This window comes from Geobacillus sp. TFV-3 (assembly GCF_009901865.1).
Taxonomy (GTDB): domain Bacteria; phylum Bacillota; class Bacilli; order Bacillales; family Anoxybacillaceae; genus Geobacillus; species Geobacillus thermoleovorans_A.
Genome location: NZ_MPSP01000001.1, coordinates 1,366,912 through 1,386,786, shown reverse-complemented (window position 1 = coordinate 1,386,786; position 19,875 = coordinate 1,366,912). Strand labels below are relative to the sequence as shown.

23 protein-coding genes are annotated in these 19,875 nt (G+C 49.7%); 9 read left to right on the top strand and 14 right to left on the bottom strand.

Annotation, left to right across the window (positions count from 1 at the left end; genetic code table 11):
• Positions 1 to 18: 18 nt before the first annotated feature.
• The 4 genes from BJQ97_RS07080 to BJQ97_RS07065 form a co-directional block, all read right to left on the bottom strand.
• A complete protein-coding gene (locus BJQ97_RS07080) occupies positions 19 to 843 on the bottom strand; it encodes a carbohydrate ABC transporter permease (protein ID WP_044731059.1) in 825 nt (274 codons plus the stop codon).
• Positions 836 to 1,771, bottom strand: a complete 936-nt coding sequence (locus BJQ97_RS07075; RefSeq protein ID WP_160156040.1) for a carbohydrate ABC transporter permease — start codon at positions 1,769 to 1,771, stop codon at positions 836 to 838. The genes BJQ97_RS07080 and BJQ97_RS07075 overlap by 8 nt, the downstream gene beginning before the upstream one ends.
• Positions 1,772 to 1,997: 226 nt before the next feature.
• Positions 1,998 to 3,287, bottom strand: a complete 1,290-nt coding sequence (locus BJQ97_RS07070) for an ABC transporter substrate-binding protein (protein WP_160156039.1) — start codon at positions 3,285 to 3,287, stop codon at positions 1,998 to 2,000.
• 232 nt (positions 3,288 to 3,519) lie between these two features.
• Positions 3,520 to 4,101: a beta-galactosidase gene (locus tag BJQ97_RS07065; protein WP_236567149.1), complete on the bottom strand. Its 582-nt coding sequence runs from the start codon at positions 4,099 to 4,101 to the stop codon at positions 3,520 to 3,522.
• A 561-nt stretch (positions 4,102 to 4,662) separates the two neighbouring features.
• Between BJQ97_RS07065 and BJQ97_RS07060 the strand changes: the two genes are divergently transcribed.
• Positions 4,663 to 5,448, top strand: coding sequence for an EcsC family protein (locus BJQ97_RS07060; RefSeq protein ID WP_160156038.1), 786 nt, complete (start codon positions 4,663 to 4,665; stop codon positions 5,446 to 5,448).
• A 60-nt stretch (positions 5,449 to 5,508) separates the two neighbouring features.
• On the opposite strand, the gene BJQ97_RS07055 is transcribed toward BJQ97_RS07060, so the two are convergent.
• From BJQ97_RS07055 to BJQ97_RS17880, 7 genes are all read right to left on the bottom strand, one after another.
• The gene (locus tag BJQ97_RS07055; protein ID WP_160156037.1) at positions 5,509 to 7,698 is read right to left on the bottom strand and encodes an alpha-galactosidase; all 2,190 of its coding nucleotides are present in this window, start codon (positions 7,696 to 7,698) and stop codon (positions 5,509 to 5,511) included.
• A 96-nt stretch (positions 7,699 to 7,794) separates the two neighbouring features.
• Entirely contained in the window at positions 7,795 to 9,441 is a 1,647-nt protein-coding gene (locus BJQ97_RS07050; protein WP_160156036.1) for a glycerol-3-phosphate dehydrogenase/oxidase, read from the bottom strand.
• A 158-nt stretch (positions 9,442 to 9,599) separates the two neighbouring features.
• A complete protein-coding gene (locus BJQ97_RS07045; RefSeq protein ID WP_160156035.1) occupies positions 9,600 to 10,154 on the bottom strand; it encodes a glycerol-3-phosphate responsive antiterminator in 555 nt (184 codons plus the stop codon).
• A gap of 15 nt (positions 10,155 to 10,169) precedes the next feature.
• Positions 10,170 to 10,325 carry a hypothetical protein gene (locus BJQ97_RS17355; protein WP_011231640.1) on the bottom strand — a complete coding sequence of 52 codons (156 nt, stop codon included), beginning with the start codon at positions 10,323 to 10,325 and terminating at the stop codon, positions 10,170 to 10,172.
• A 17-nt stretch (positions 10,326 to 10,342) separates the two neighbouring features.
• Positions 10,343 to 11,740, bottom strand: a complete 1,398-nt coding sequence (locus BJQ97_RS07040) for a HAMP domain-containing sensor histidine kinase (protein ID WP_160156034.1) — start codon at positions 11,738 to 11,740, stop codon at positions 10,343 to 10,345.
• The gene (locus tag BJQ97_RS07035; protein WP_033012343.1) at positions 11,737 to 12,411 is read right to left on the bottom strand and encodes a response regulator transcription factor; all 675 of its coding nucleotides are present in this window, start codon (positions 12,409 to 12,411) and stop codon (positions 11,737 to 11,739) included. The genes BJQ97_RS07040 and BJQ97_RS07035 overlap by 4 nt, the downstream gene beginning before the upstream one ends.
• Positions 12,412 to 12,581: 170 nt before the next feature.
• Complete coding sequence (locus tag BJQ97_RS17880; RefSeq protein WP_013524106.1) at positions 12,582 to 12,704, bottom strand: hypothetical protein; 123 nt, start codon at positions 12,702 to 12,704, stop codon at positions 12,582 to 12,584.
• A gap of 231 nt (positions 12,705 to 12,935) precedes the next feature.
• Between BJQ97_RS17880 and BJQ97_RS07030 the strand changes: the two genes are divergently transcribed.
• From BJQ97_RS07030 to BJQ97_RS07015, 4 genes are all read left to right on the top strand, one after another.
• Positions 12,936 to 13,400: an Hsp20/alpha crystallin family protein gene (locus tag BJQ97_RS07030; RefSeq protein ID WP_160156033.1), complete on the top strand. Its 465-nt coding sequence runs from the start codon at positions 12,936 to 12,938 to the stop codon at positions 13,398 to 13,400.
• 97 nt (positions 13,401 to 13,497) lie between these two features.
• Positions 13,498 to 13,725 (top strand): hypothetical protein, encoded by a 228-nt coding sequence (locus BJQ97_RS07025; RefSeq protein WP_160156032.1) that lies wholly within the window; start codon positions 13,498 to 13,500, stop codon positions 13,723 to 13,725.
• Positions 13,726 to 13,758: 33 nt separating this feature from the next.
• Positions 13,759 to 13,944: a hypothetical protein gene (locus tag BJQ97_RS07020; RefSeq protein WP_160156031.1), complete on the top strand. Its 186-nt coding sequence runs from the start codon at positions 13,759 to 13,761 to the stop codon at positions 13,942 to 13,944.
• The gene (locus tag BJQ97_RS07015) at positions 13,944 to 14,198 is read left to right on the top strand and encodes a sigma-G-dependent sporulation-specific acid-soluble spore protein CsgA (protein WP_011231646.1); all 255 of its coding nucleotides are present in this window, start codon (positions 13,944 to 13,946) and stop codon (positions 14,196 to 14,198) included. The genes BJQ97_RS07020 and BJQ97_RS07015 overlap by 1 nt, the downstream gene beginning before the upstream one ends.
• Positions 14,199 to 14,281: 83 nt before the next feature.
• On the opposite strand, the gene BJQ97_RS07010 is transcribed toward BJQ97_RS07015, so the two are convergent.
• Entirely contained in the window at positions 14,282 to 14,629 is a 348-nt protein-coding gene (locus tag BJQ97_RS07010; RefSeq protein WP_160156030.1) for a YppG family protein, read from the bottom strand.
• 284 nt (positions 14,630 to 14,913) lie between these two features.
• On the opposite strand from BJQ97_RS07010, the gene BJQ97_RS07005 reads away from it, so the two are divergent.
• Together BJQ97_RS07005 and BJQ97_RS17350 are read left to right on the top strand one after the other, a co-directional pair.
• Positions 14,914 to 15,114: a YppF family protein gene (locus BJQ97_RS07005; protein WP_160156029.1), complete on the top strand. Its 201-nt coding sequence runs from the start codon at positions 14,914 to 14,916 to the stop codon at positions 15,112 to 15,114.
• A gap of 118 nt (positions 15,115 to 15,232) precedes the next feature.
• Complete coding sequence (locus BJQ97_RS17350; protein ID WP_201451666.1) at positions 15,233 to 15,403, top strand: hypothetical protein; 171 nt, start codon at positions 15,233 to 15,235, stop codon at positions 15,401 to 15,403.
• Between the two features lie 68 nt (positions 15,404 to 15,471).
• Here the strand turns inward: BJQ97_RS17350 and BJQ97_RS07000 are convergent, their stop codons facing one another.
• Both BJQ97_RS07000 and BJQ97_RS06995 read right to left on the bottom strand, forming a co-directional pair.
• The gene (locus tag BJQ97_RS07000; protein WP_160156028.1) at positions 15,472 to 15,855 is read right to left on the bottom strand and encodes a YppE family protein; all 384 of its coding nucleotides are present in this window, start codon (positions 15,853 to 15,855) and stop codon (positions 15,472 to 15,474) included.
• Between the two features lie 116 nt (positions 15,856 to 15,971).
• Positions 15,972 to 16,214, bottom strand: coding sequence for a hypothetical protein (locus BJQ97_RS06995; RefSeq protein ID WP_160156027.1), 243 nt, complete (start codon positions 16,212 to 16,214; stop codon positions 15,972 to 15,974).
• A gap of 224 nt (positions 16,215 to 16,438) precedes the next feature.
• Between BJQ97_RS06995 and recU the strand changes: the two genes are divergently transcribed.
• Positions 16,439 to 17,041, top strand: a complete 603-nt coding sequence (recU, locus tag BJQ97_RS06990) for a Holliday junction resolvase RecU (RefSeq protein WP_160156026.1) — start codon at positions 16,439 to 16,441, stop codon at positions 17,039 to 17,041.
• A gap of 33 nt (positions 17,042 to 17,074) precedes the next feature.
• On the top strand, positions 17,075 to 19,765 hold the full coding sequence (locus tag BJQ97_RS06985; protein WP_160156025.1) for a PBP1A family penicillin-binding protein: 2,691 nt from the start codon (positions 17,075 to 17,077) through the stop codon (positions 19,763 to 19,765).
• Positions 19,766 to 19,875: the final 110 nt, after the last annotated feature.

Below are 19,875 nucleotides of genomic sequence, written 5' to 3'. Positions count from 1 at the left end.
TTTCACACTCCTTAGTCATCATTTTACTGAACCGAGCATCCCGGCAACAAAGTGCTTTTGCATGAAAAAGAAAATCAGCGCCGTCGGCAAGGTAGCGATCACGATAGCGGTCATAATCATTCCAAAGTCCGGAGAGTAGCTCGATCCAAGATTTGATATGAGCAATGGCACCGTCTGATTCTCCGGAGATTGCAAGATGACAAGCGGCCATAAATAGCTGTTCCAGCTCGACATAAACGTTATAATGGCAGCAGCCGCATAGGTTGTTTTCATCGTAGGGACATAAAGCTTGAAGAATATCCCCCACTCAGATAATCCATCAATTCGGCCTGCTTCAATAATTTCCTTTGGGAACATTTTCGTGCTTTGGCGGAAGAAAAAGATGAGAAATGCCGTTGTGACTGTCGGCAAAATGACGGCTGTCATTGTATCAATACCGATACCTGGAAATATCTGTGATATCGTCCCGAACATTCTAAACAAAGGAACCATTAAAGCAGCAAAAGGTATCATCATTGAAAGCAACAAGAAATTGAATACAAAATCTTTTGTTTTGCTTTTAAAAACTTCAAATCCGTAACCAGCCAAAGAGGAGACCAACATTGCGAGTAAAGTTGTTATAATCGCAATTTTCGCTGAATTCATCAATGCATTGACTAGATTAGTGCTATCAAGCAGGTTGCGGAAGTTTTCCATAAAATGATTACCTGGCAATAACCGTCCTTTCGTCACTTCTACTGATTTATTCGTCGCACTAACAACCATCCAAAAAAACGGAAACACAGAAACAATGGATACAATGGTTAAGACAGTATAGTTGAATACGCTTTTGAGATTACTCATTTTTATCACCCGCCACTTTAAACTGAATAATAGTGAAAAATACAATCATAATCACAATCGCATACGAAACCGTTGCTGCATAACCGAAATCAGGGGTATATTTAAAAGAAAGATTGTAGATATATTGAGAAATCGTCATCGTTGCATTTCCCGGCCCCCCTTGTGTAATGTTCATTACTTCATCGAACAGCTGGAGCGTACCGATTGTTGAAGTGATTGATGTAAACAAAATCATGGGTTTTAACAACGGAATCGTAATTTTAAAAAACTGCTGAACTGGCGAAGCACCATCAATTTTAGCCGCTTCATAAATCGAGTGATCGATATTTTGTAGAGCCGATAAGTAAAAAATCATATTATAGCCTGTCCATCTCCACGTAAGGGCAATAATAATGGTCACTTTAGCCCAAAAAGGATCAGCTAGCCAGTTGATTGGTTCAGATATAAGAGAGAATTTCATCAACATAACGTTGATCAAGCCATCTTGACTAAACAAATATTTAAATATGACAGAATACGCAACTAGGGAAGTGACGCATGGTAAAAAAATTGCTGTTCGAAAAAACCCTCTCAGCTTTAGCTTCGGATTATTCAATAATACGGCTAGGAATAAGGCGAGAATAATCATAATCGGAACTTGAATAATAAGATATATCACTGTATTTTTTACGGTTATCAAAAAGGTAGGATCACTAAATAAACGAGCATAATTTCTCAATCCGACAAAGGTTAGATTCGTACCTGAACCTGATTGTAACGAAAGAATTAAGGCCCGAGCCATCGGATAAAAATAAAATGTGCAAATCATAATAGTAGCCAGTATTACAAAAGACCATCCAATTATTGTGTTTTTTATGCGGTGCTTCTGATTAATGTTTCGATGTGTTTTTATTATCAAATCTAGATTCGCTTTTGCTGGCGGAATCAATCTATATCAACTCCTTTATCATGTTTGTAATGGAAAGCAACATCTATGAGAGAGGCTTGCTCTCTTATCCAAGCATGAAAACAGCAACACAGAGAATGTGTATTTTCATGGGAGAGCCCCGAACCACTCCGCCTGTAGAACGGTTCTACTATGACAACCAGGAAGGTCAGCGGACTCTCGGGGCTTAATTTTTTATATTTTTCTTAACATAATAAGCGTACCATATTTATTTAACTTGTTGTTCTGCCTGTTTTTGCGCATCTTCCAACACTTTATCAAGATCTTTGCCTTTTAAGTAGTCTTGCAACGCAGCTGCTAAAATATCTTCAATCACATACGTATGTGCACCGTAGTTCACCTGAGGAATTTCTTTCATCCATTTGGAGAAATCAGCCGTTACTTTTTGGCCTCCGAAAAACTCATCTGCAGCCTTATAGGCCTCACTATTAGCAGCTGGTTTGTATGTGCCAATTGCTCCAATCTCTTTGTTTAGTGCTTCGTAAAACTCAACATTTGACCCAAACGTTTTAGCTAGAAATTCTGCCGCCTTTTCTTTTCCAGGAATGTTAAGCACATACCAAGAACTTCCTCCTAGGTTTGTAGCATTAACAGAGTTAGGAATGCCCGACTGTTTCGGAAAAGGAACAACAGCCCATTTGCCAGCTTGAGAAGCTTCAGCTTTAACAGAAGCCGTAATCCAGTTTCCTGTTGGAATGGACGCAACTGCTCCACTATTAAAAGAAGCAACAAATTGACTCCAGTCGGAAATAGGTTTCGATATCCCGGCATTTACAATCTCTTTGTAAGTTCTAAATGCTTCCTTCAGCGGCTCATTGTCTGCCAAATGTGGGGTTACCCCATCTTCTTTCACATACCATGAACCACTAGTTTGAATCATCTCACGAATAATCCCAAGATTTTTAGGATCGAGTGCGAGCATATATTTACCTGTTGCTTGTTTTACCTTTTTCCCGATTTCAATATATTTATTCCAATCCAATCCTTGTAAATCATCAACAGTATATCCTGCTTTTTGTAAATAATCTGTTCTCACGTATAATCCAGCAACCCCTGTATCAAACGGGAGTCCATAGTGTTTACCATTTAAGCTAGTGGGAGCAAGCTTATATTCAGCAAAATCTTCCGCTTTGAAATATTTTGATAGGTCATAGAATGCATCAGGATACGCTTTAAGGAAGCTCTGTGCACGATAGTCTTCAATTAATACGATATTTGGCAACCCTTTTGTTGTGCCAGAACTTAAGCTTGTATTAAGTTTTTGGACGATATCTTCTTGAGCATTTTCAATAATTTTTAGTTTAAAATTAGGATCTTCTTTCTTATAAAACTCTTCTGCAATTTTCATCGCTTTTACGTTGAAATTCGGATCCCACGTCCACACTGTTATTTCATCCGTACTTTTTGTCCCATCTGCAGTCCCATCGGTCTTCGACTGTGAAGAACAAGCAGCTAATAAAAGAATACTTACTAAAAATAGTGACAAAATCTTTTTCAAAGAAAATCCCTCCTGATTTTCTTGATTCTTACGAACTTTTTGTGAAAAGGGGGCTAATTGAGAATATATAGACGAAAAACATACATTTTTCACTGGCTGTCTTAATGTAATGAACCTTTTTCACTAAGATTGCGTAAAATCTAATTTTTCATATATTCATACTTATGGACATTATCATCCTATGCATATTATGTTGCCAACTGTCAGAACGATACTTCTCTAAACAAGTATTTTAACCAAAAAATTTACTTAAACTTCCAAACTTTCCGGCTTCATCATGCTCTCTTAACACTGCTACATCAACCCGTTGAATCCTCAATTCACCTCCTCGAAAACATTTCCCATCAATCATATTCTGATATGTTTTATCTTTTGGCAGTGACACTGTCACTTCGTAATCATTATGATTGATAATAATTAAATACTTCCATTCATCAGTCTCTCTTTGTTGCATCTCTACATTTTCAACTACTTCAAGAGCAGGATTAATATGATGTTTAGCAAAAACCTGTTCTAAAAGCCTGCCTAAATAATTACTTTTTATGTGCATAATTAATTGAGGATGATTAGGGCAATAATGTTGTCTACTGCCAAACGACAGAATGACACCGCTTTCATCGGTTGGCAAAGAATCTGGATATTTTCTCACAAACCAAGCTGGAGTAGTTGCAGTCCCCGTCCCCAAGTTAATATAAACGCCATGGTCATATAGTATATCTATAACCTTATCTAGCCATCCAAAGTCAAATACTCCATCAGACAGCTCGATTTTACCCCAACTGAAAATGCCTAAGGATACTAAATTCACACCCACCCTTTGCATCAACCTAGCATCTTTCATACCAAATTTTCTCCGGCCATTGCCCTGGTTTGTAATCTCCTCCGTAACAAATTGAGGATAGAATGTTCATATATTCCCTCCTACCCAGATAATTTTTATTTAATTATAAATTAAGTTAAAATTCTATATTTGTCAACAATAAAATTTTACTAAATATATATATTTTTTTTACCCGTGGTGCTATATAAGTTGCAATTTTGTTTTACATGGCATTGTTCGCTCTTCTTGTCACCGTGCCAGCTTGTCAGGTGATAAAGCCGGGACATGGAGATCGCAAATTCTTTATTACAACCTATATAGACTCTTACAATGGAAAATTCCACTGTCATCGGCAGGATAAAAATATTCTTCTGTCGAATATCGTGAGTTGAGGCATTTGAGAGTTTAGATATTTTCAGAGAAGATAAAAACAGGATCGAGTTTTTAGTACAATCCTTATTAATGAAACTCTTCTTCATTGATGAAATGTATAAAAAATGCACCTAATCCTCAATCTAAGAACAAGTGATTCAGCAATGTTCGGAGGACAAATCTATGCAGGATACAGTAAAATCGCTAAAACAAGAACTCCAAACCATCATCCAGTGGGAACACTCCCAAAAAGACCTATGGTTTTGGGAAAAGCTCGGCCGCTTGCCGTTTCAAGTGCTCGATAAGCTGACGCCAAAAGCCGTCCATCGAAAACTCGGGCAGCTGCTTGATGAGTTGGGCAGCTATATTCAAAGCGGCGGGCAATACTTGGTGAATGAAGGAAAGGTATTGAACAAGCTTGGCGTATCGTCGCTTGCCGAAGTGTCGTATTTGCCGCTCGAGACGATGGACCGCGTTTGCGATGAATTGATCGATGCGCGCGTCACGTTTGCCCAGCTGCAAGGAGCGGCAACTGGAATTGGCGGGGCGCTGACGCTGGCAGTAGACATTCCGACCTTGCTCGGATTGGCGCTGAAAACGTTGCAAGAGATCGCCATCGTGTACGGATACAATCCGAAGGAAAAAGAGGAACGCATGTTTGTCGTCAAATGCCTGCAGTTTGCCGCAGCGGACATCGTCGGAAAAAAAGCGATCCTAGAGGAGCTCGCATCGTTTTCCGCAAAGCGCGAACATGTCTTTTCCGAGCTGCAAGGCTGGCGGGAAGTGATGATGACGTTCCGCGATCAATACGGGTGGAAAAAGTTGTTTCAAGCCGTGCCGATCATCGGCGTCATTTTCGGTTCGCTGTTTAACAAATCGTTTATGGAAGATATCGCGGAAACCGGAAAGATGCTGTATCGGAAGCGGCGCATCATCGAGAAGCTCAAACAATTGGAACCCGATGTCTAGGCGACACCGGGTTCGATTCGTTTCGGGCTGGTGCATAAGCTCGAGCGGCAGCACCCCTTCTTACCTTTGAACGGCTTTCAGCCGCCACATCATGCTCATAAAATCGCCAAGGCGGTGCGGCACACTGAGCCCGGCATACATCAGCTCGTCGCCGCCGTAGACGCCAAGGCCTTCAACTTCATAATTTTTATCCGGGTCAAGCCCTTTGAGGCGCAGGAACGATAGCGGGGCGTTCGCTTCGGCGAGAACACGGAAATAGGCGACGAGCGCTTCCGACTTGTCTTTCGAGACGAACATCCATGCCGCCTCGTTGCCTTCAAACGGGCTTAACAACCGATAAAACGTGCCAAACTGGACGAGATGGCGTACTTCCTTATAAAACGCCACTTGTTCTTTGATCATTTCTTTTTCTTTTTCCGTCAGTTCCGTAATATCGAGCTCATAGCCGAAGTTGCCTGACATGGCGACATGGCCGCGCATCTTGAGCGAAGTCACCCGACCGACTTGATGGTTCGGCGCCGCCGAAACGTGGGCGCCCATTGCACTAATCGGATAGACGAGGCTTGTACCGTATTGAATTTTTAGGCGCGAGACGGCATCGGTATTGTCGCTCGTCCACGTTTGCGGCATGTAATACAAAATGCCCGGATCAAACCGCCCTCCGCCTCCTGAGCAACTTTCAAACAAAATGTGCGGAAAGCGCGAGGTGATCTCGTCCATGACGCGATACAGCCCAAGCATGTAGCGGTGCGCCGTTTCGCGCTGGCGCTCCGGCGGCAAGGCGGCCGAACCGATTTCCGTCATATGGCGGTTCATGTCCCATTTCACGTACGTGATCGGCGCGCTTGCAAGGACGTTCGAGATCGTCTCGATGATATAATCGCACACCTCCTGGCGGGAGTAATCGAGCACAAGCTGGTTTCGTCCTTCCGAACGAGGGCGATTCGGCACATGGAGACACCAGTCGGGATGTGTCCGGTACAGCTCGCTGTTTGGCGACACCATTTCCGGTTCGACCCATAAGCCAAACTGCAGCCCAAGTTCGTTCACTTGCTTCGCCAACCCGTCCAAGCCGTTCGGAAGCTTGCGCCGATTGACGATCCAATCGCCGAGCGAACGGCGGTCGTCGTCGCGTTCGCCAAACCAGCCATCGTCAAGCACAAACAGTTCGATGCCAAGTTCCGCCGCCGTTTTCGCGATGTTGACAATTTTTTCTTCGTTAAAATCAAAGTACGTCGCTTCCCAGTTGTTGATTAAAATCGGACGTTCGCGGTCGCGGAACGCGCCGCGCGCCAGGCGGGTGCGGTACAGTTCGTGGTAGGTTTGCGACATCCCGTTCAACCCTTGGTCGGAGTAAACCATGACCACTTCCGGCGTTTGGAACGACTCACCCGGCTCCAACAGCCATGTGAAATCAAACGGGTTGATCCCCATCGAAACGCGCGCAGTGCGGAACTGGTCCACCTCGACTTGGGCGAGAAAATTGCCGCTGTACACAAAGCTGAATCCGTATACTTCGCCTTGGTGTTCATCGGCGTTTTTGGCGGCGAGCGCGATGAACGGGTTTTGCTGGTGGCTGCTCGCGCCGCGGCGGCTTTCGGCTGCCTGTACGCCAGTCAGAAGCGGGCGGCGCTCGATCCAGCGCTCGCGCCCCCACGCTCCAGGGAGGTGGATCCAATCGTAATCGGCCGTGGGGAAATCGATGCTCATACTGAGCGCCCGGAGCAGCTTCAAGCGCTCGCCGCCTTTGTTTTGAAAACGGGCGGAACGGGTGATGACGTTCCATTTTACATACGCTGTATACTGCAACGTCACCTGCAGGCCGATGATCGCATCCTCGAGGACAATTTCCAACGTTTCGGCTTCATTCTCGTGTTCCACGTACGTCGCCGGCAGCCCGTCCAACTTCGGCTTTCCTTTAAAAATGCGGTGCGTCTTGTAGCGCAAATCGGTCACCGTCGACCCGTTCTCCTGCTGCACCTGATACGCTGGGGCGCGGAAGTCCGTGTTGCCGTAAGCCGGATATTCCTGCGGCAGCGTATCGAGCGAAAACGTGCGGTCGGACGGATCGGGATTCGGGGAAAACGCGCGGTCCAGCCGCGGAAATGCGCGCGCACCCGGAACATCGCGCACCGCTTTTCCCCAATAAACGTGCGTCAAATAACCGGAACGGAAAAGCTGCATCACGTAGCTTGCCTTGCCTGCTCGCAAATGAAACCGTTTCGTTTGTGGATTGTATGTAATCGCCATCCTCTTCCTCCTCTTTCATCGTTTTCTTCCATTTTACGTAATTTTTAAGTAAAAATCTATCAAAAAAGCGCCCGGACGTGGGCGCTTTTTCGTCATTTATTTGGAAAGCGCAGCCTGATGCAGCTCCCGCTCCAGCTCACCCCGATGCACCGCCGCCTCTTCCTCCGTCCATCCGAAATACTGCGCCATAAACGCGACGACGGCCTCTTTTTCCCGCCGGACGGCATTGATGTCAAACAACAGCGCGCCGGTGCGGCGGATGAAGTAGTCAACCGGTTTCGCCGCCATTTCTTCCTCCATCGCGTAGACGAGGCGGATGAACGTTTCGCGCGTTAAGCCGGACGAACGGTCGTACTGCTTGCTTAAGGCAAACAGCCGATCGACGTTCGTGCCATATTGTCTTGCGAGCCGCGCCCCTTCTTCTTTCGTCAGGCCGCAGCGCACCGCTTCTTCCGCTTTTTGGGCGATGAACGCAGGCAATTGGTTGGAACCGCCGACATCGCCGCCCGAAATCGGCAGCTGCTTCGTTTGGCATGGGCGGAACGTTTTTCCTTCTTCTTGCTCAAGCTGCTTCGCCACTAGGTCGACAACGGTTTCCGCCATTTTTCGGTAGCCGGTCAGTTTTCCGCCGGCGATCGTAATAAGGCCGGATGGCGACGTCCAAATTTCGTCTTTGCGGGAAATTTCCGATGGATCCTTCCCTTCCTCATAAATGAGCGGGCGAACGCCGGCCCAGCTCGACTCGACATCAGCGGCGGTGATGCCGACGGATGGAAACATGAAGCGGATCGCTTTCAATAAATAGTCGCGGTCCTCTTCCGTCATCGTCGGATGGGCCGGGTCGTCGTCGTAAAACGTATCGGTCGTACCGACGTACGTTTTTCCGTCACGCGGAATGGCAAACACCATCCGGCCGTCCGGGGTGTCAAAATACACCGCTTGTTTAAGCGGAAACCGCTTTTGGTCGATGACGATATGGACGCCTTTTGTCAGCCGGAGCCGCTTGCCGGTTTTCGATCCGTCCTTGTCGCGCAGCGCATCCACCCACGGTCCAGCGGCATTGACCACTTTTTTGGCGCGGATGTCATACAACAGGCCGCCGAGCATGTCGCGGCAGCGGGCGCCGATGATGCAGCCGCGCTCGTCGTATAGAAACTGCTCGGCTTTCACGTAGTTGACAGCATCGGCCCCAAGCTCGGCCGCTTTTTTGATCACTTCGATCGTCAAGCGAGCGTCGTCAGTCCGATACTCGACGTAATAGCCGCCGCCGATCAGGCCGTCGCGCTTTAAGAGCGGCTCTTTTTCCAACGTCTGCCGGGCATCAAGCATCGTGCGCCGCTCGCTTTGCCTGACGCCAGCCAGCAGGTCATACAGCCAAAGGCCGATCGACGTGCTCCATTTGCCGAACGTCCCGCCGCGGTAAATGGGCAGCAGCATCCACTCCGGTGTGGTGACGTGCGGGCCGTTTTCGTACACAATCGCCCGTTCGCGCCCGACTTCGGCGACAAGCTTCACCTCGAACTGCTTCAAGTAGCGCAAGCCGCCGTGAACGAGCTTCGTCGACCGGCTTGACGTGCCGGCGGCAAAATCTTGCATCTCGACAAGCGCGACCGTCATGCCGCGGGAGACGGCATCAAGGGCGATGCCAGCGCCGGTGATCCCCCCGCCGATGACGAGCAGATCGTACTTCTTTTCGCCCATTGTTTGCAAAATGCGGCTTCGCTGTTTGCTTGAGAACGCCATAAATCATTCCTCCTTGGAAAAAGACAAAAAGAGACCATGGCAAACACGATAAGCCTTTCGCCTACCATGCATGCATGGTCTCTCCCTGTCTCCTGACTGATGATTAACTTGTTGTCTTTATTGTAGCAGACTGCGGCCGATTTGGCCAGCTCAACGCATTATCCATTGTAGTGGCGCCATAATGTTTCGTTTGACGTGGTCACCGCCACCGCCCCGGCTGCAAGTGCCCGCTCGACATCATCGACCGTGCGGATGAGGCCGCCGGCATAAATCGGTTTCCCGGTCCGTTCTTTCACTTCGCGGATGATGTGCGGCATGGCGCCCGGGATGACTTCAATGCAATCCGGATTCGTTTTGGCGATCAGCTGGTAGCTTTTCTCTAAAGCGTGAGAATCGAGCAAAAAAATGCGCTGCACGGCCAGGACGCGTTTTTGCCGCGCTTTCAGAATGACGCCCGCTTTCGTGGAAATGAGGCCATAAGGGCGGAACTCTTGGCAAAGGTATTCCGCTGCATGTTCATCATGACTCAGCCCTTGCACCAAGTCAACGTGAATGATCAACTCCTTGCCATGCCGGCGTGCATAGGCAAAGATGCTTTTTAACTGGGCAATATGCACCTCAAGCAACACGCCGACCGTGTAACCACTTGACAAAAAGGCGTCAAATTGCTTCATCGTTTTCAAGGCCGGAATGATGCGCTGTTTCACTTCCATTTTCTTTTCTTCGATTCATCCTCTCATTTTATCGATCTCATCTAAGCATGACAGTGACATCATCGTCCGCGGTTTGCATGTCGCGATTTTCACCCCGCGCTTGCGGAATTTCTCAACGAGGTGATGAATCACTTTTTTGCTGGCCGCCTCTTCCTCATGGGGATGTCCCATTGCCTCACGCTCCTCTCCTATTCCGCTTTCGGAATGGCGAGCTCCACCGTCGTTCCTTTCCCAACTTCGCTTTCCAACGCAATTTGCCCGCCGTACTTATCGATGATCTCCTTGGCGATCGAAAGGCCGAGCCCGGCGCCGCCTTGTTCGCGGCTGCGCGCCTTGTCGACGCGGTAAAAGCGCAAAAAAACGTTTTTCAGCTCTTCTTTCGGAATGCCAATGCCATAATCACGGATGGACACGATGACAAACGGCCCTTCCTCGCGCAAGGAAATCGCGATTTGTTTCACTCGCTGAGAATATTTTACCGCATTGTCAAGCAAAATGAACAGCAATTGTTCAAAATGATGTTTCGCCATCGCCATGCGCGCCAGCGGCTTCTCCGGTTGGTGGACAATAAATTGGAAGTCCGGATGCAAGACGCGGAAATTTTTGACGACTTGTCCAACGGCGGCCGCGGCGTCGATCGGCGCAACTTCATCGGGCACCGTGATCGCCTCGGCGCGCGATAAGTCAAGGAGCTCAAGAACGAGCCGCTTCAGCCGCTCCGCTTCTTTCACCGCCGCCTCGAGCGATTCTTCTAAAATCTCTGGATTGTGCTTTCCCCACCGCTGCAACAACGAAAGATGGCCTTGCAAAATGGCGATCGGCGTGCGCAGCTCATGGGACGCATCCTCGACAAATTGCCGCTGCATGGCGAACGACCGTTCAATTTCATCCATCATGCCGTTGAACACGAGCATCAGCTCGGCGATTTCATCGCGCGCCGAAGGAACATCGATGCGCCGTTTCAGCCCGTTGTTTTGAATGTCCGCCATCGTTTTAGCCAGCGTTTGCAGCGGCCGGACGAAGCTTTGCGCCACGAATCGGCCGGCCACAGCGCTTGCCGCCATGGCCAAAAAGCCGATCGCCGTCATGATGAGAAAAAGCGTGTTCGTCACTTGCTGAAACCTTGCCAGCCGGCGGGCGATTTCGATCGTTCCATGCAAGTTGCCGATATGAAGCGGCTGACGGAGCAGCAAAAATCGCTCATTGTTGATGAAATGCTCATCCATCTTCCGCTTGTCAGGCATCTCGCTCGGCGATAGCGACACCGCCGCCCCGTTTGAAACGGAGACGATGACGTTGCCTTTCTCATCCGTGACGCGAATGAGCTGGTAGCGTTCATTCAGCTTTTCCAAAAACGCTCGGCTACGGCGAATTTCCTCCCATGATAGATTACGTTTTTCCGCGTAATATGTTTCAATTTCCGCCACCGTTTGTTCCATCGTTTTTTCTTCTTCCTTCAGCAGCCATTGTTTGACCGTATGGTATTGCAAAAACGTAAACACAAAATACGTAATGAAAATCGCTCCGGCCGACAAAACGGTTAGCTTCCCTTTCAGCGAAAGCTGGCGAATCGCCTCCCTCTTCATGGCCGCATCACATATCCCGTGCCGCGCACTGTTTGGATATATCGCTCTTTATCGTGTTCGTCAAGCTTTTGCCGCAAATAGCGAACATAGACGTCAACGACGTTCGTCTCAACCTCGGCGTCGAACCCCCACACTTTGTCAAGGAGCGCATCACGCGTCAAGACGACATTGATGTTTTGCATAAAGGCGACGAGTAAATCGTATTCGCGCTTCGTCAGCTCAATAAATTCGTCTCCTTTTTTCACGGTGCGCGCCTGCACGTCAACGACTAAATCTTTAAACGTCAACACTTGGGCGTTCGCTTCTGGATGAACGCGACGGAACAAGGCGCGGATGCGGGCGAGCAGCTCTTCAATGGCAAACGGTTTGACGATGTAGTCATCGGCCCCGTTATCGAGCCCCATGACGCGGTCAAACACGCTGTCGCGCGCTGTGATCATCATGATCGGCGTCGATTTCGCCGCACGGATGCGGCGGCATACTTCCATGCCATTTAAACGCGGCAGCATCACATCAAGCAAAATGAGATCCCATTGCTCCGAAAGAGCAAGCTCGAGCCCTTCGCGTCCATCGGCGCATACATGCACGTCAAAGCCTTCGTGCTTTAAGTCAAGCTCCAAAAACCGGGCGAGCCCGGCTTCATCTTCAATCAATAAAATACGTCCGTTCATCAGTTGCTCCTCCTCTCTTGCGGCTGCTATGGCTTCCACCTTTATACATCTTTAACTATACAAAACAAATTGTCCACCGCCAACGGGCAGCGAGCAGTCAAAAAAGGAATGGGGCGCCTGTTAGAGACGCCCTCAAAAATGAACCGGCAAAAAGCGGCGCAGGCGGCTGTTTATGAGTGGCGGTCAACGATCCAATCGACAATGGCTTGAACGATTTCCAACGCTTGATAAGAAAGAAGCGACACGGCTGTTCCAGAAAAAAACAATGTCACCAGCCAATGAACCCAATGCATCGCGCCATCCCTCCTCCCGCCGCCGGACAACCGACAGCGTTATTGATGTGCATCTCATGGATGGTGGTGTCATTATATTCCGTCTGGGTTAAAACAAAATGAAAGCTCCCTAAAAAAGTACGGAGTAGCTTTTTTTCGCTCCGTACATACATTGACAGTGAATCACCTTGCCAATCGGCAACATCCCGGACAGAGTCATTTCGCTGTTTTGAAAAAAGGGAGGGAAGCGCAATGAAGGAATCGTTTCAACCGCCGGCCAACGGGGGAGGGAATCACCCGTTCCATCATTTGCGGAAAATGATGAATCAATGGTTCGATGAACGGCCGCTGCAAAAATTGTTCGAAACGCTCGATGACTACTTTGTGCAAACGTTCGCGGCAGCGTACATCCCGATCGAGGTGAAAGAGACGAAGCACGATTACCAAATCATCGTCCGGCTGCCCGACGTCAAGCGTGAGCAAATAAGCCTGCAATGGCAGGAAGACGGCCTTCAGCTGATCATTGACCATCATGAAATGATCGAATCGTCAGACAACAATGGCCATGTGTACGAACGCCGCCACGCACGGCGACGCTTGGCGCGGCTGATTCCGTTTCCGTATCCGGTCGCGGAGCATGAGGTGAAAGCCTCATTTCAAAATGGGACGCTCACCATCCAGCTGCCGCAAAAACGGAAATATATTGATATCGATTGAAGACCATCCAGCCTGTGTGTGCATTCAAAAACCATTTTGACAACGGCCGGCGCCGCGCTTGGGCGTGACACAAGCCGCTCCCCATGCAGGGAGCGGCTTGTGTCGTGTCCAGCTTCTATATATTTATTGGGGAGGATTCCCGGAGCGGCTGCCGGCTCTCCTTTTTTTGGACGCCCATTCGTTGGTGATTTCCTCGCGGTTGTTCGTGCATTTGTTGTTCCGCCTCCGGTTGTCGTTGCGGTCTGTCACCGCCATCCCCCCTTATGGTTCGCCATTCGCTTGCCTCGCCGCGGCCAAAACGATGCATACATACTTTCTCGGCTGACAAGCTACGCTACTGATAGGAGGTGCAAAACGAATGGCGAAACTGCCCGATTTCAAACAATTGAACGACCGATTGATCAACGAGCCGTCGGATGAGCCGATGCTTGTCATCAAAACAAACCTCGACCCGGACAGCGTGACGGAAGAAAATCCGTACGCCAAAGGCCGCACAAACACAAGCAAAGAGTTTGTCTCTTTTTTTGAAGGGGGCGGACGATGATGGAACAAACACTGGCTTACTTGCGCGAAGTGCTGTCCAACTATTTGGATCACCACGGCGACACCCCAAAACGCATTTACAAAAAACTGATCAGCAAACCATACCGAGGCGAAGGGGAATTTGTCCGCGACTTGACGCAAGAAGAAAGCGCCTTTTTGGACCGCATTTTGCCCCATGAAATCCGCTATGCGATGGATGAACGCGATTATGAGCGCGTGTATCAGCTCAATGAAGTGTATGAGTTGCTCATTTGACAGCGTAAAAACCGCTCCCCATGCAAACGGCGGAGCGGTTTCCCTTTTTCAAGCGCGCTCGACCGTCGCGCCATGACGCGGTTTCATTTTTTAAACGTACCGAGCAACCCTTTCAACACGCCATTCACTTGATTGACCGTATTGATCATTTGCCCCACCGTACTCATCATTTTGTTGATATCGTACGTTCCGTCGCTGTTTTTAAACTGGGCGAGAAACGACGGGCGCGGCGGCGGCAAAAGCGGTCCTGGCTTTGGATACGGCATCGGATACGAGGGAGGCGCCGCATGGCCGGACGGAAGATGAGGCCATTGAACCGGCGCCGATGGAAAAGATGAACCCCCATAGTGCAAGTAAGGATGATAATGGCTGCCTAAGCCATACGGACCATACGTAGGCGGTGGTGAAACCGGGCGCGAGTAACGATGCATATTCCTTCTCCCCCATTGTTGATGTCCATTCCCCTTGCCTAGAAAGCGGGGCGTACAGGCAAGATGCGGCCGTGCGCCGTTTCGCACGCAAACGAACGACATTCATGCTGATGAGCCGCCAACCTTCTAGGCCGAAGAGGCGGGCTGCCACTAGTATATGTGACGGCGCCCGATGGCGTGTACGGACATGTCACCTCTTGTCGGAAGTTTTAATTTTCCGAAATCATTCTTTCTTCCTATTTTCATGGTACGATGTAAAAAAGGGGAAAGGGGGAAAAGCATCCATGAACGTGACAGAGTTAAAGCATAAGTTTATGGCGGTCAAACATGGCGAACCGGCTGAGGCAAACGAACTGCTTGATTTTGCCCGCCGTCTGTATTTGCGCGGGGAAATTTCGCTCGCCGAGTACCGCGATCTCGTGCGTGAGCTCGAAAAAGCCGGCGCCTCTCAGCCAGATGAAGCAGGGGAATACGCTGGGTTGTAGGACGATGAGGGAGCTTTTCCCTTCTTTTTTTGCCCCTGTTCCTCAAGACGCATAAAAAACGATGCTTCTTCCCACCCTAAAGAGGTAAGAGGAATTGTCGTACAAGGGGGGATTGGCGATGGGTCGAGGCGTCCATTTTAACCATAAATTGAAAGGCCATGACCATGAAAAGCCGAAACATGGAAAACCGACGCCGCCCAAGCATACTGAGCGGGTCGAATACGAGATCAACACCGTCGCTACTGCAGAAGGCGGCCCTGTCTCGATCACAACAGAGAAAGACACATAAAGCCAAAAGCTGTCCCCCTTGGCTCGCAGGGGACAGCTTTTTCCGTGCGGCCGCTTTCTCCTGTCCCGTCAAAGCCTCTCCTTGCCCGCTTCGCTCGTGTCGTCAAGCCGTTCTTTGACAAGCGCCAGCGTATAAGCGACGGCCTGGCTGTATTGCTTGATGCGGCGCTCAGGAACGGATGGATAAAAAGCCTCAACGCACAGCTTCGCCATATGGTCGGCGGCGGCCTCAATTTGCCTCTCATGGACATATTTTGGCCGCGCATGGCGGATCCAGCGGGAAGCGTCGTCCTTCCACCGTTCGGCAACGGCCTGCACCTCTTCGGCCATCGGTTTCACGTCAGCAAAAAAATCCGGCTCCTCGTTCCGCTCGCGGGCGCGCCGAGCGATCAAAAGCAACTGTTCGTTGTATTGCAGCAGCCGCTCCGTCAACGCCTTAAGCTCCTTTTCCATGGCGACTCCTCCTTATCCATGCCGGCAAATCCAGTTTGCCCATATGTCCTACGGCCCGAAGAACGGATGCGTTTTGCCGAGAAGCGCTTCTGTTTGATAATACCATACCGACTGGCTCACACCAAATACAGTTTCGACGAAAGCGGAAGCGCAGCGCTCTGCTTCTCCTTCTCAAGCCGCTGTTCCACGCCGGCAATCTTCCCTTCAAGGCGCTCGAGCTGCGCTCGATTTTGCGCATAACGCTCTTCGATGACATCGGCGATCACTTTTTCCATTTTTGCATCGACTTGCTCGATGAGTGCCACAATTTCCTGCAGCTGCTTTTCGATCTCCTCTTTTTTCACGAGCCGTTTTTCCATTCCCTCTCCCCCATTTCTCGCATGATGATATTCCATTCGCGGCGGGAAGGACGACTCCTGCTGCGGCGACAAAAGTAGAACGAATTCGGCAAAGAAAGTGGCAAGCAGCCGCCATTCGACATTGACCTCCTCCTCTTGCCTTCAATCGAAAGGAGGAAAAGAAAAAGAGCGCATATGACCGGAGCGTATGGTATAATAAAAACCATTCAAAGGAGATGAACACGATGGGACTCAAATACCCGAGCGGAAAAGAGTATCGCGGAAACAAGCCGAACGCCGTGCTTCGGCCGGCGGCTGATTATGCCAATCGCGGCATGACGCTCGAAGACGACTTAAACGCGACGAATGAATATTACCGGGAACGCGGCATCGCTGTCATCCATAAAAAGCCGACCCCGGTGCAAATCGTGCGCGTCGACTATCCGAAACGGAGCGCCGCCGTCATTACCGAAGCCTACTTCCGACAAGCGTCGACGACCGACTACAATGGTGTGTACCGCGGCAAGTACATCGACTTTGAGGCGAAAGAGACAAAAAACAAAACGGCGTTTCCGCTGAAAAATTTCCACACTCATCAAATCCGCCATATGGAGCAAGTCGTCGCCCACGGCGGCATTTGTTTTGCGATTTTGCGTTTTTCTTTGTTCAATGAAACGTATTTGCTTGACGCCTCTCATTTGATCGCTTGGTGGAACAAACAGGAAGCCGGCGGACGAAAGTCGATTCCAAAACAAGAGATCGAACGGCATGGACATTCCATTCCGCTTGGCTACCAGCCGAGAATTGATTATATTAGTGTAGTAGACAAAGTGTACTTCACCCGTTGAAGTAAAAACTTGTAAGAAAGGCAGGATTTGCTTATGTCTGGTGAATATCGTTCTCGCGTAGAACGAAAGCAGGCAGCGAAACAAACGAAACAGAAGAAAGCGAAAACGAAAAAAGAGACCGCGTGGCTGAAAACAGTCGCCATTGCGATATTGTTCATCATCGTGATCGCCGCTGTCGGCGGTGTGGCGGCGTTCGCCTACTTCGTCAAGGACGCTCCCCCGCTTGATGAGGCGAAAATTAAAGACCCGCTCTCTTCCATCGTGTACGATATGAATGGGAAGAAAGTCGCCGAACTTGGCGGCTACAAGCGGACGTACATTTCGTATAAAGACGTGCCCAAAATGCTTGAAGATGCCGTGCTGGCAACGGAAGACGCCCGCTTTTATGAACATCACGGCATCGATGTCGTCCGCTTGGCTGGCGCTGTCCTCGCCAACGTCAAGGAAGGATTTGGTGCAGAAGGCGGCAGCACGATCACCCAGCAAGTCGTCAAAATGACGTTTTTGTCGCCAGAAAAAACGTTGAAGCGAAAAGCGCAAGAGGCATGGCTCGCGCTGCAGCTTGAACAAAAATATTCGAAGCATGAAATTTTGGAAATGTATTTGAACAAAATTTATTATTCAGACGGCATTTATGGCGTCGCTCGCGCCGCCGAATATTATTTTGGCAAGACAGACTTGAAAAAGCTCACTCTTCCGGAAGCGGCCTTGCTCGCCGGCATGCCGCAAAGCCCGAACCGGTATAATCCGTATGACCATCCAGAGGCGGCGAAAAAACGGCGCGATACCGTATTGTCTCTCATGGCGAAACACGGCTTTATTAGCCAGGAAGAAGCGGAAAAAGCGAAACAAGTGCCGATCCAGTCGATGCTCGCTGAGCGAAAAAAACCGCAAAGCTCCGTGCCGTATGACGCCTTCATTGACGAAGTGATCAAAGAAGTGACCGACAAAGCGAACGTCAACGTCTTTGAAGACGGATTGAAAATTTACACGACGCTTGATCAAAATGCTCAAGAGTATGTAGAAAAGCTATTAGACTCTGATAAATATTTCACTAATAAGAAGGATTTGCAATCTGGCATCGCTGTTTTGGATACGAAGACGGGCGCCATTCGCGCGTTAGGCGGTGGGCGCCACCGCGACCACGTCCAATTCGGCTTCAACTACGCCATCCAGCCGGTCGGCCAGCCCGGTTCCACCATCAAGCCGATTTTGGACTATGGACCGGCGATTGAATATTTAAAATGGTCAACAGCACACATTCTTGTTGATGAGCCGTATACGTATTCGGACGGCACACCGATCCGCAACGCCGGCGGGGGATACGCCGGACCGGTTACACTGCGCTATGCGCTCACTTGGTCGCGCAACATCCCGGCGTTAAAAACGTTCCAAGCCGTCGGCAAAGAACGGGCGATGGAGTTTGCCAACCGCCTTGGCATGAGGTTTGATAAAGTGGAAGAAGCATACGCCATCGGGGGCGTCGCCCGCTATGTATCGCCGCTGCAAATGGCCGGCGCCTACACAGCCTTTGGCAACAACGGGATTTACACAAAGCCGTATGCCGTGACGAAAATCGTCTTCCCAGACGGTACGGAAATGGATTTGAAGTCAAAGCCGAAACGGGCGATGCATGACTACACAGCCTATATGATCACCGATGTGCTCAAATCGGTCATCCGTTCCGGCACCGGCCAGCTTGCCTACGTTCCAGGGCTAGAGCTCGCCGGCAAAACAGGAACGACGAACTACGGCGAAGACGGCGCCAAATTTGGCCTCCAAAGAGACGATGTGCCGGACAGCTGGATTGTCGGCTATACGCCCAATTATACAGCAGCCATCTGGGTTGGCTTCAGCAAGCGGAGCAGCACAGCAAAGCTCGATAAGTACGAACAAAAAATTCCAAAATACTTGCTAAAAGATTTGATGTCCCACATCGACGACGGAAGCGGGGAATTCCAACAGCCGGACAGCGTCGTCAAGCTGCCGATCAAAAAAGGCACAAACCCACCAAAACTTGCCGGCAAATACACGCCGGAAAGCGAAATTACGTATGAATTGTTCGTGCGCGGCACTGAGCCGACGGAGACGGCGAACGATGAGCCCGAGGAACTGCCCGCAGTGAAAGGGTTGACCGCTATGTACGACCAAGCGGCGAACGCCATCTCTGTTTCGTGGTCATACGATGAGCAAACCGATGAGACCATCTTTGAGGTGCGCGTCAAAGATGGCCAAGGTCAAACGAATACGATCACCACAAAAGACCGTTCGATCACGATTTCCAATCCGACGCCAGGATGGACGTACACGATCGCCGTGTACGCAAAAGACGGCGAACGAATGAGCAAGCCGGCCATTGCCAGCGTTCATGTCCCCAGTGGCGAAGATCAAACTCCTACACCACAACAACCGGGCGATGATAACCAAGGCAACGGCGGGCAAAACGGCGGCACCGATCAAGGCAACAGCGGGAATAACGGAAACGAAAACGGTCAGGGGAACAACAATGAACAAAACGGCGGCGCAAGCGGCGGACAAAACAATGGCAACAGCGATGGATCCGACACGAACAATGGCCAAACGGATGGAACAAACAATCAAGGATCGAACAACAGCGGCCAAACGAACCGAGTGAACGACGGCACCGGCGCAAGCGGTGGAACGTCGCCTGTCTCCCCGCCGTTAAAAAACGGATCCGGAGCGGGTCTTGGCACCCGTCCATAACCGTTGCATTCCCACCAAAAAAAAAACGGATGGCTTTTGCGCCATCCGTTTTTTCATGACGGGCCGGCATGCCGCTGGCCCTTCTTCACCAAGCCCTTTCGCGGCTCCGT

Bases quoted from the DNA above. Each gene is read 5' to 3' on its own strand.
- BJQ97_RS07010 (WP_160156030.1), bottom strand. From the start codon at position 14,629: ATGCATCGTTACTCGCGCCCGGTTTCACCACCGCCTACGTATGGTCCG.
- recU (WP_160156026.1), top strand. From the start codon at position 16,439: ATGGGACTCAAATACCCGAGCGGAAAAGAGTATCGCGGAAACAAGCCG.
- BJQ97_RS07005 (WP_160156029.1), top strand. From the start codon at position 14,914: ATGAACGTGACAGAGTTAAAGCATAAGTTTATGGCGGTCAAACATGGC.
- BJQ97_RS17355 (WP_011231640.1), bottom strand. From the start codon at position 10,325: ATGGGACATCCCCATGAGGAAGAGGCGGCCAGCAAAAAAGTGATTCAT.
- BJQ97_RS06985 (WP_160156025.1), top strand. From the start codon at position 17,075: ATGTCTGGTGAATATCGTTCTCGCGTAGAACGAAAGCAGGCAGCGAAA.
- BJQ97_RS17880 (WP_013524106.1), bottom strand. From the start codon at position 12,704: ATGCATTGGGTTCATTGGCTGGTGACATTGTTTTTTTCTGGAACAGCC.
- BJQ97_RS07050 (WP_160156036.1), bottom strand. From the start codon at position 9,441: ATGGCGTTCTCAAGCAAACAGCGAAGCCGCATTTTGCAAACAATGGGC.
- BJQ97_RS07060 (WP_160156038.1), top strand. From the start codon at position 4,663: ATGCAGGATACAGTAAAATCGCTAAAACAAGAACTCCAAACCATCATC.
- BJQ97_RS07000 (WP_160156028.1), bottom strand. From the start codon at position 15,855: ATGGAAAAGGAGCTTAAGGCGTTGACGGAGCGGCTGCTGCAATACAAC.
- BJQ97_RS07080 (WP_044731059.1), bottom strand. From the start codon at position 843: ATGAGTAATCTCAAAAGCGTATTCAACTATACTGTCTTAACCATTGTA.
- BJQ97_RS07045 (WP_160156035.1), bottom strand. From the start codon at position 10,154: ATGGAAGTGAAACAGCGCATCATTCCGGCCTTGAAAACGATGAAGCAA.
- BJQ97_RS17350 (WP_201451666.1), top strand. From the start codon at position 15,233: ATGGGTCGAGGCGTCCATTTTAACCATAAATTGAAAGGCCATGACCAT.
- BJQ97_RS07020 (WP_160156031.1), top strand. From the start codon at position 13,759: ATGGCGAAACTGCCCGATTTCAAACAATTGAACGACCGATTGATCAAC.
- BJQ97_RS07055 (WP_160156037.1), bottom strand. From the start codon at position 7,698: ATGGCGATTACATACAATCCACAAACGAAACGGTTTCATTTGCGAGCA.
- BJQ97_RS07035 (WP_033012343.1), bottom strand. From the start codon at position 12,411: ATGAACGGACGTATTTTATTGATTGAAGATGAAGCCGGGCTCGCCCGG.
- BJQ97_RS07040 (WP_160156034.1), bottom strand. From the start codon at position 11,740: ATGAAGAGGGAGGCGATTCGCCAGCTTTCGCTGAAAGGGAAGCTAACC.
- BJQ97_RS07030 (WP_160156033.1), top strand. From the start codon at position 12,936: ATGAAGGAATCGTTTCAACCGCCGGCCAACGGGGGAGGGAATCACCCG.
- BJQ97_RS07015 (WP_011231646.1), top strand. From the start codon at position 13,944: ATGGAACAAACACTGGCTTACTTGCGCGAAGTGCTGTCCAACTATTTG.
- BJQ97_RS06995 (WP_160156027.1), bottom strand. From the start codon at position 16,214: ATGGAAAAACGGCTCGTGAAAAAAGAGGAGATCGAAAAGCAGCTGCAG.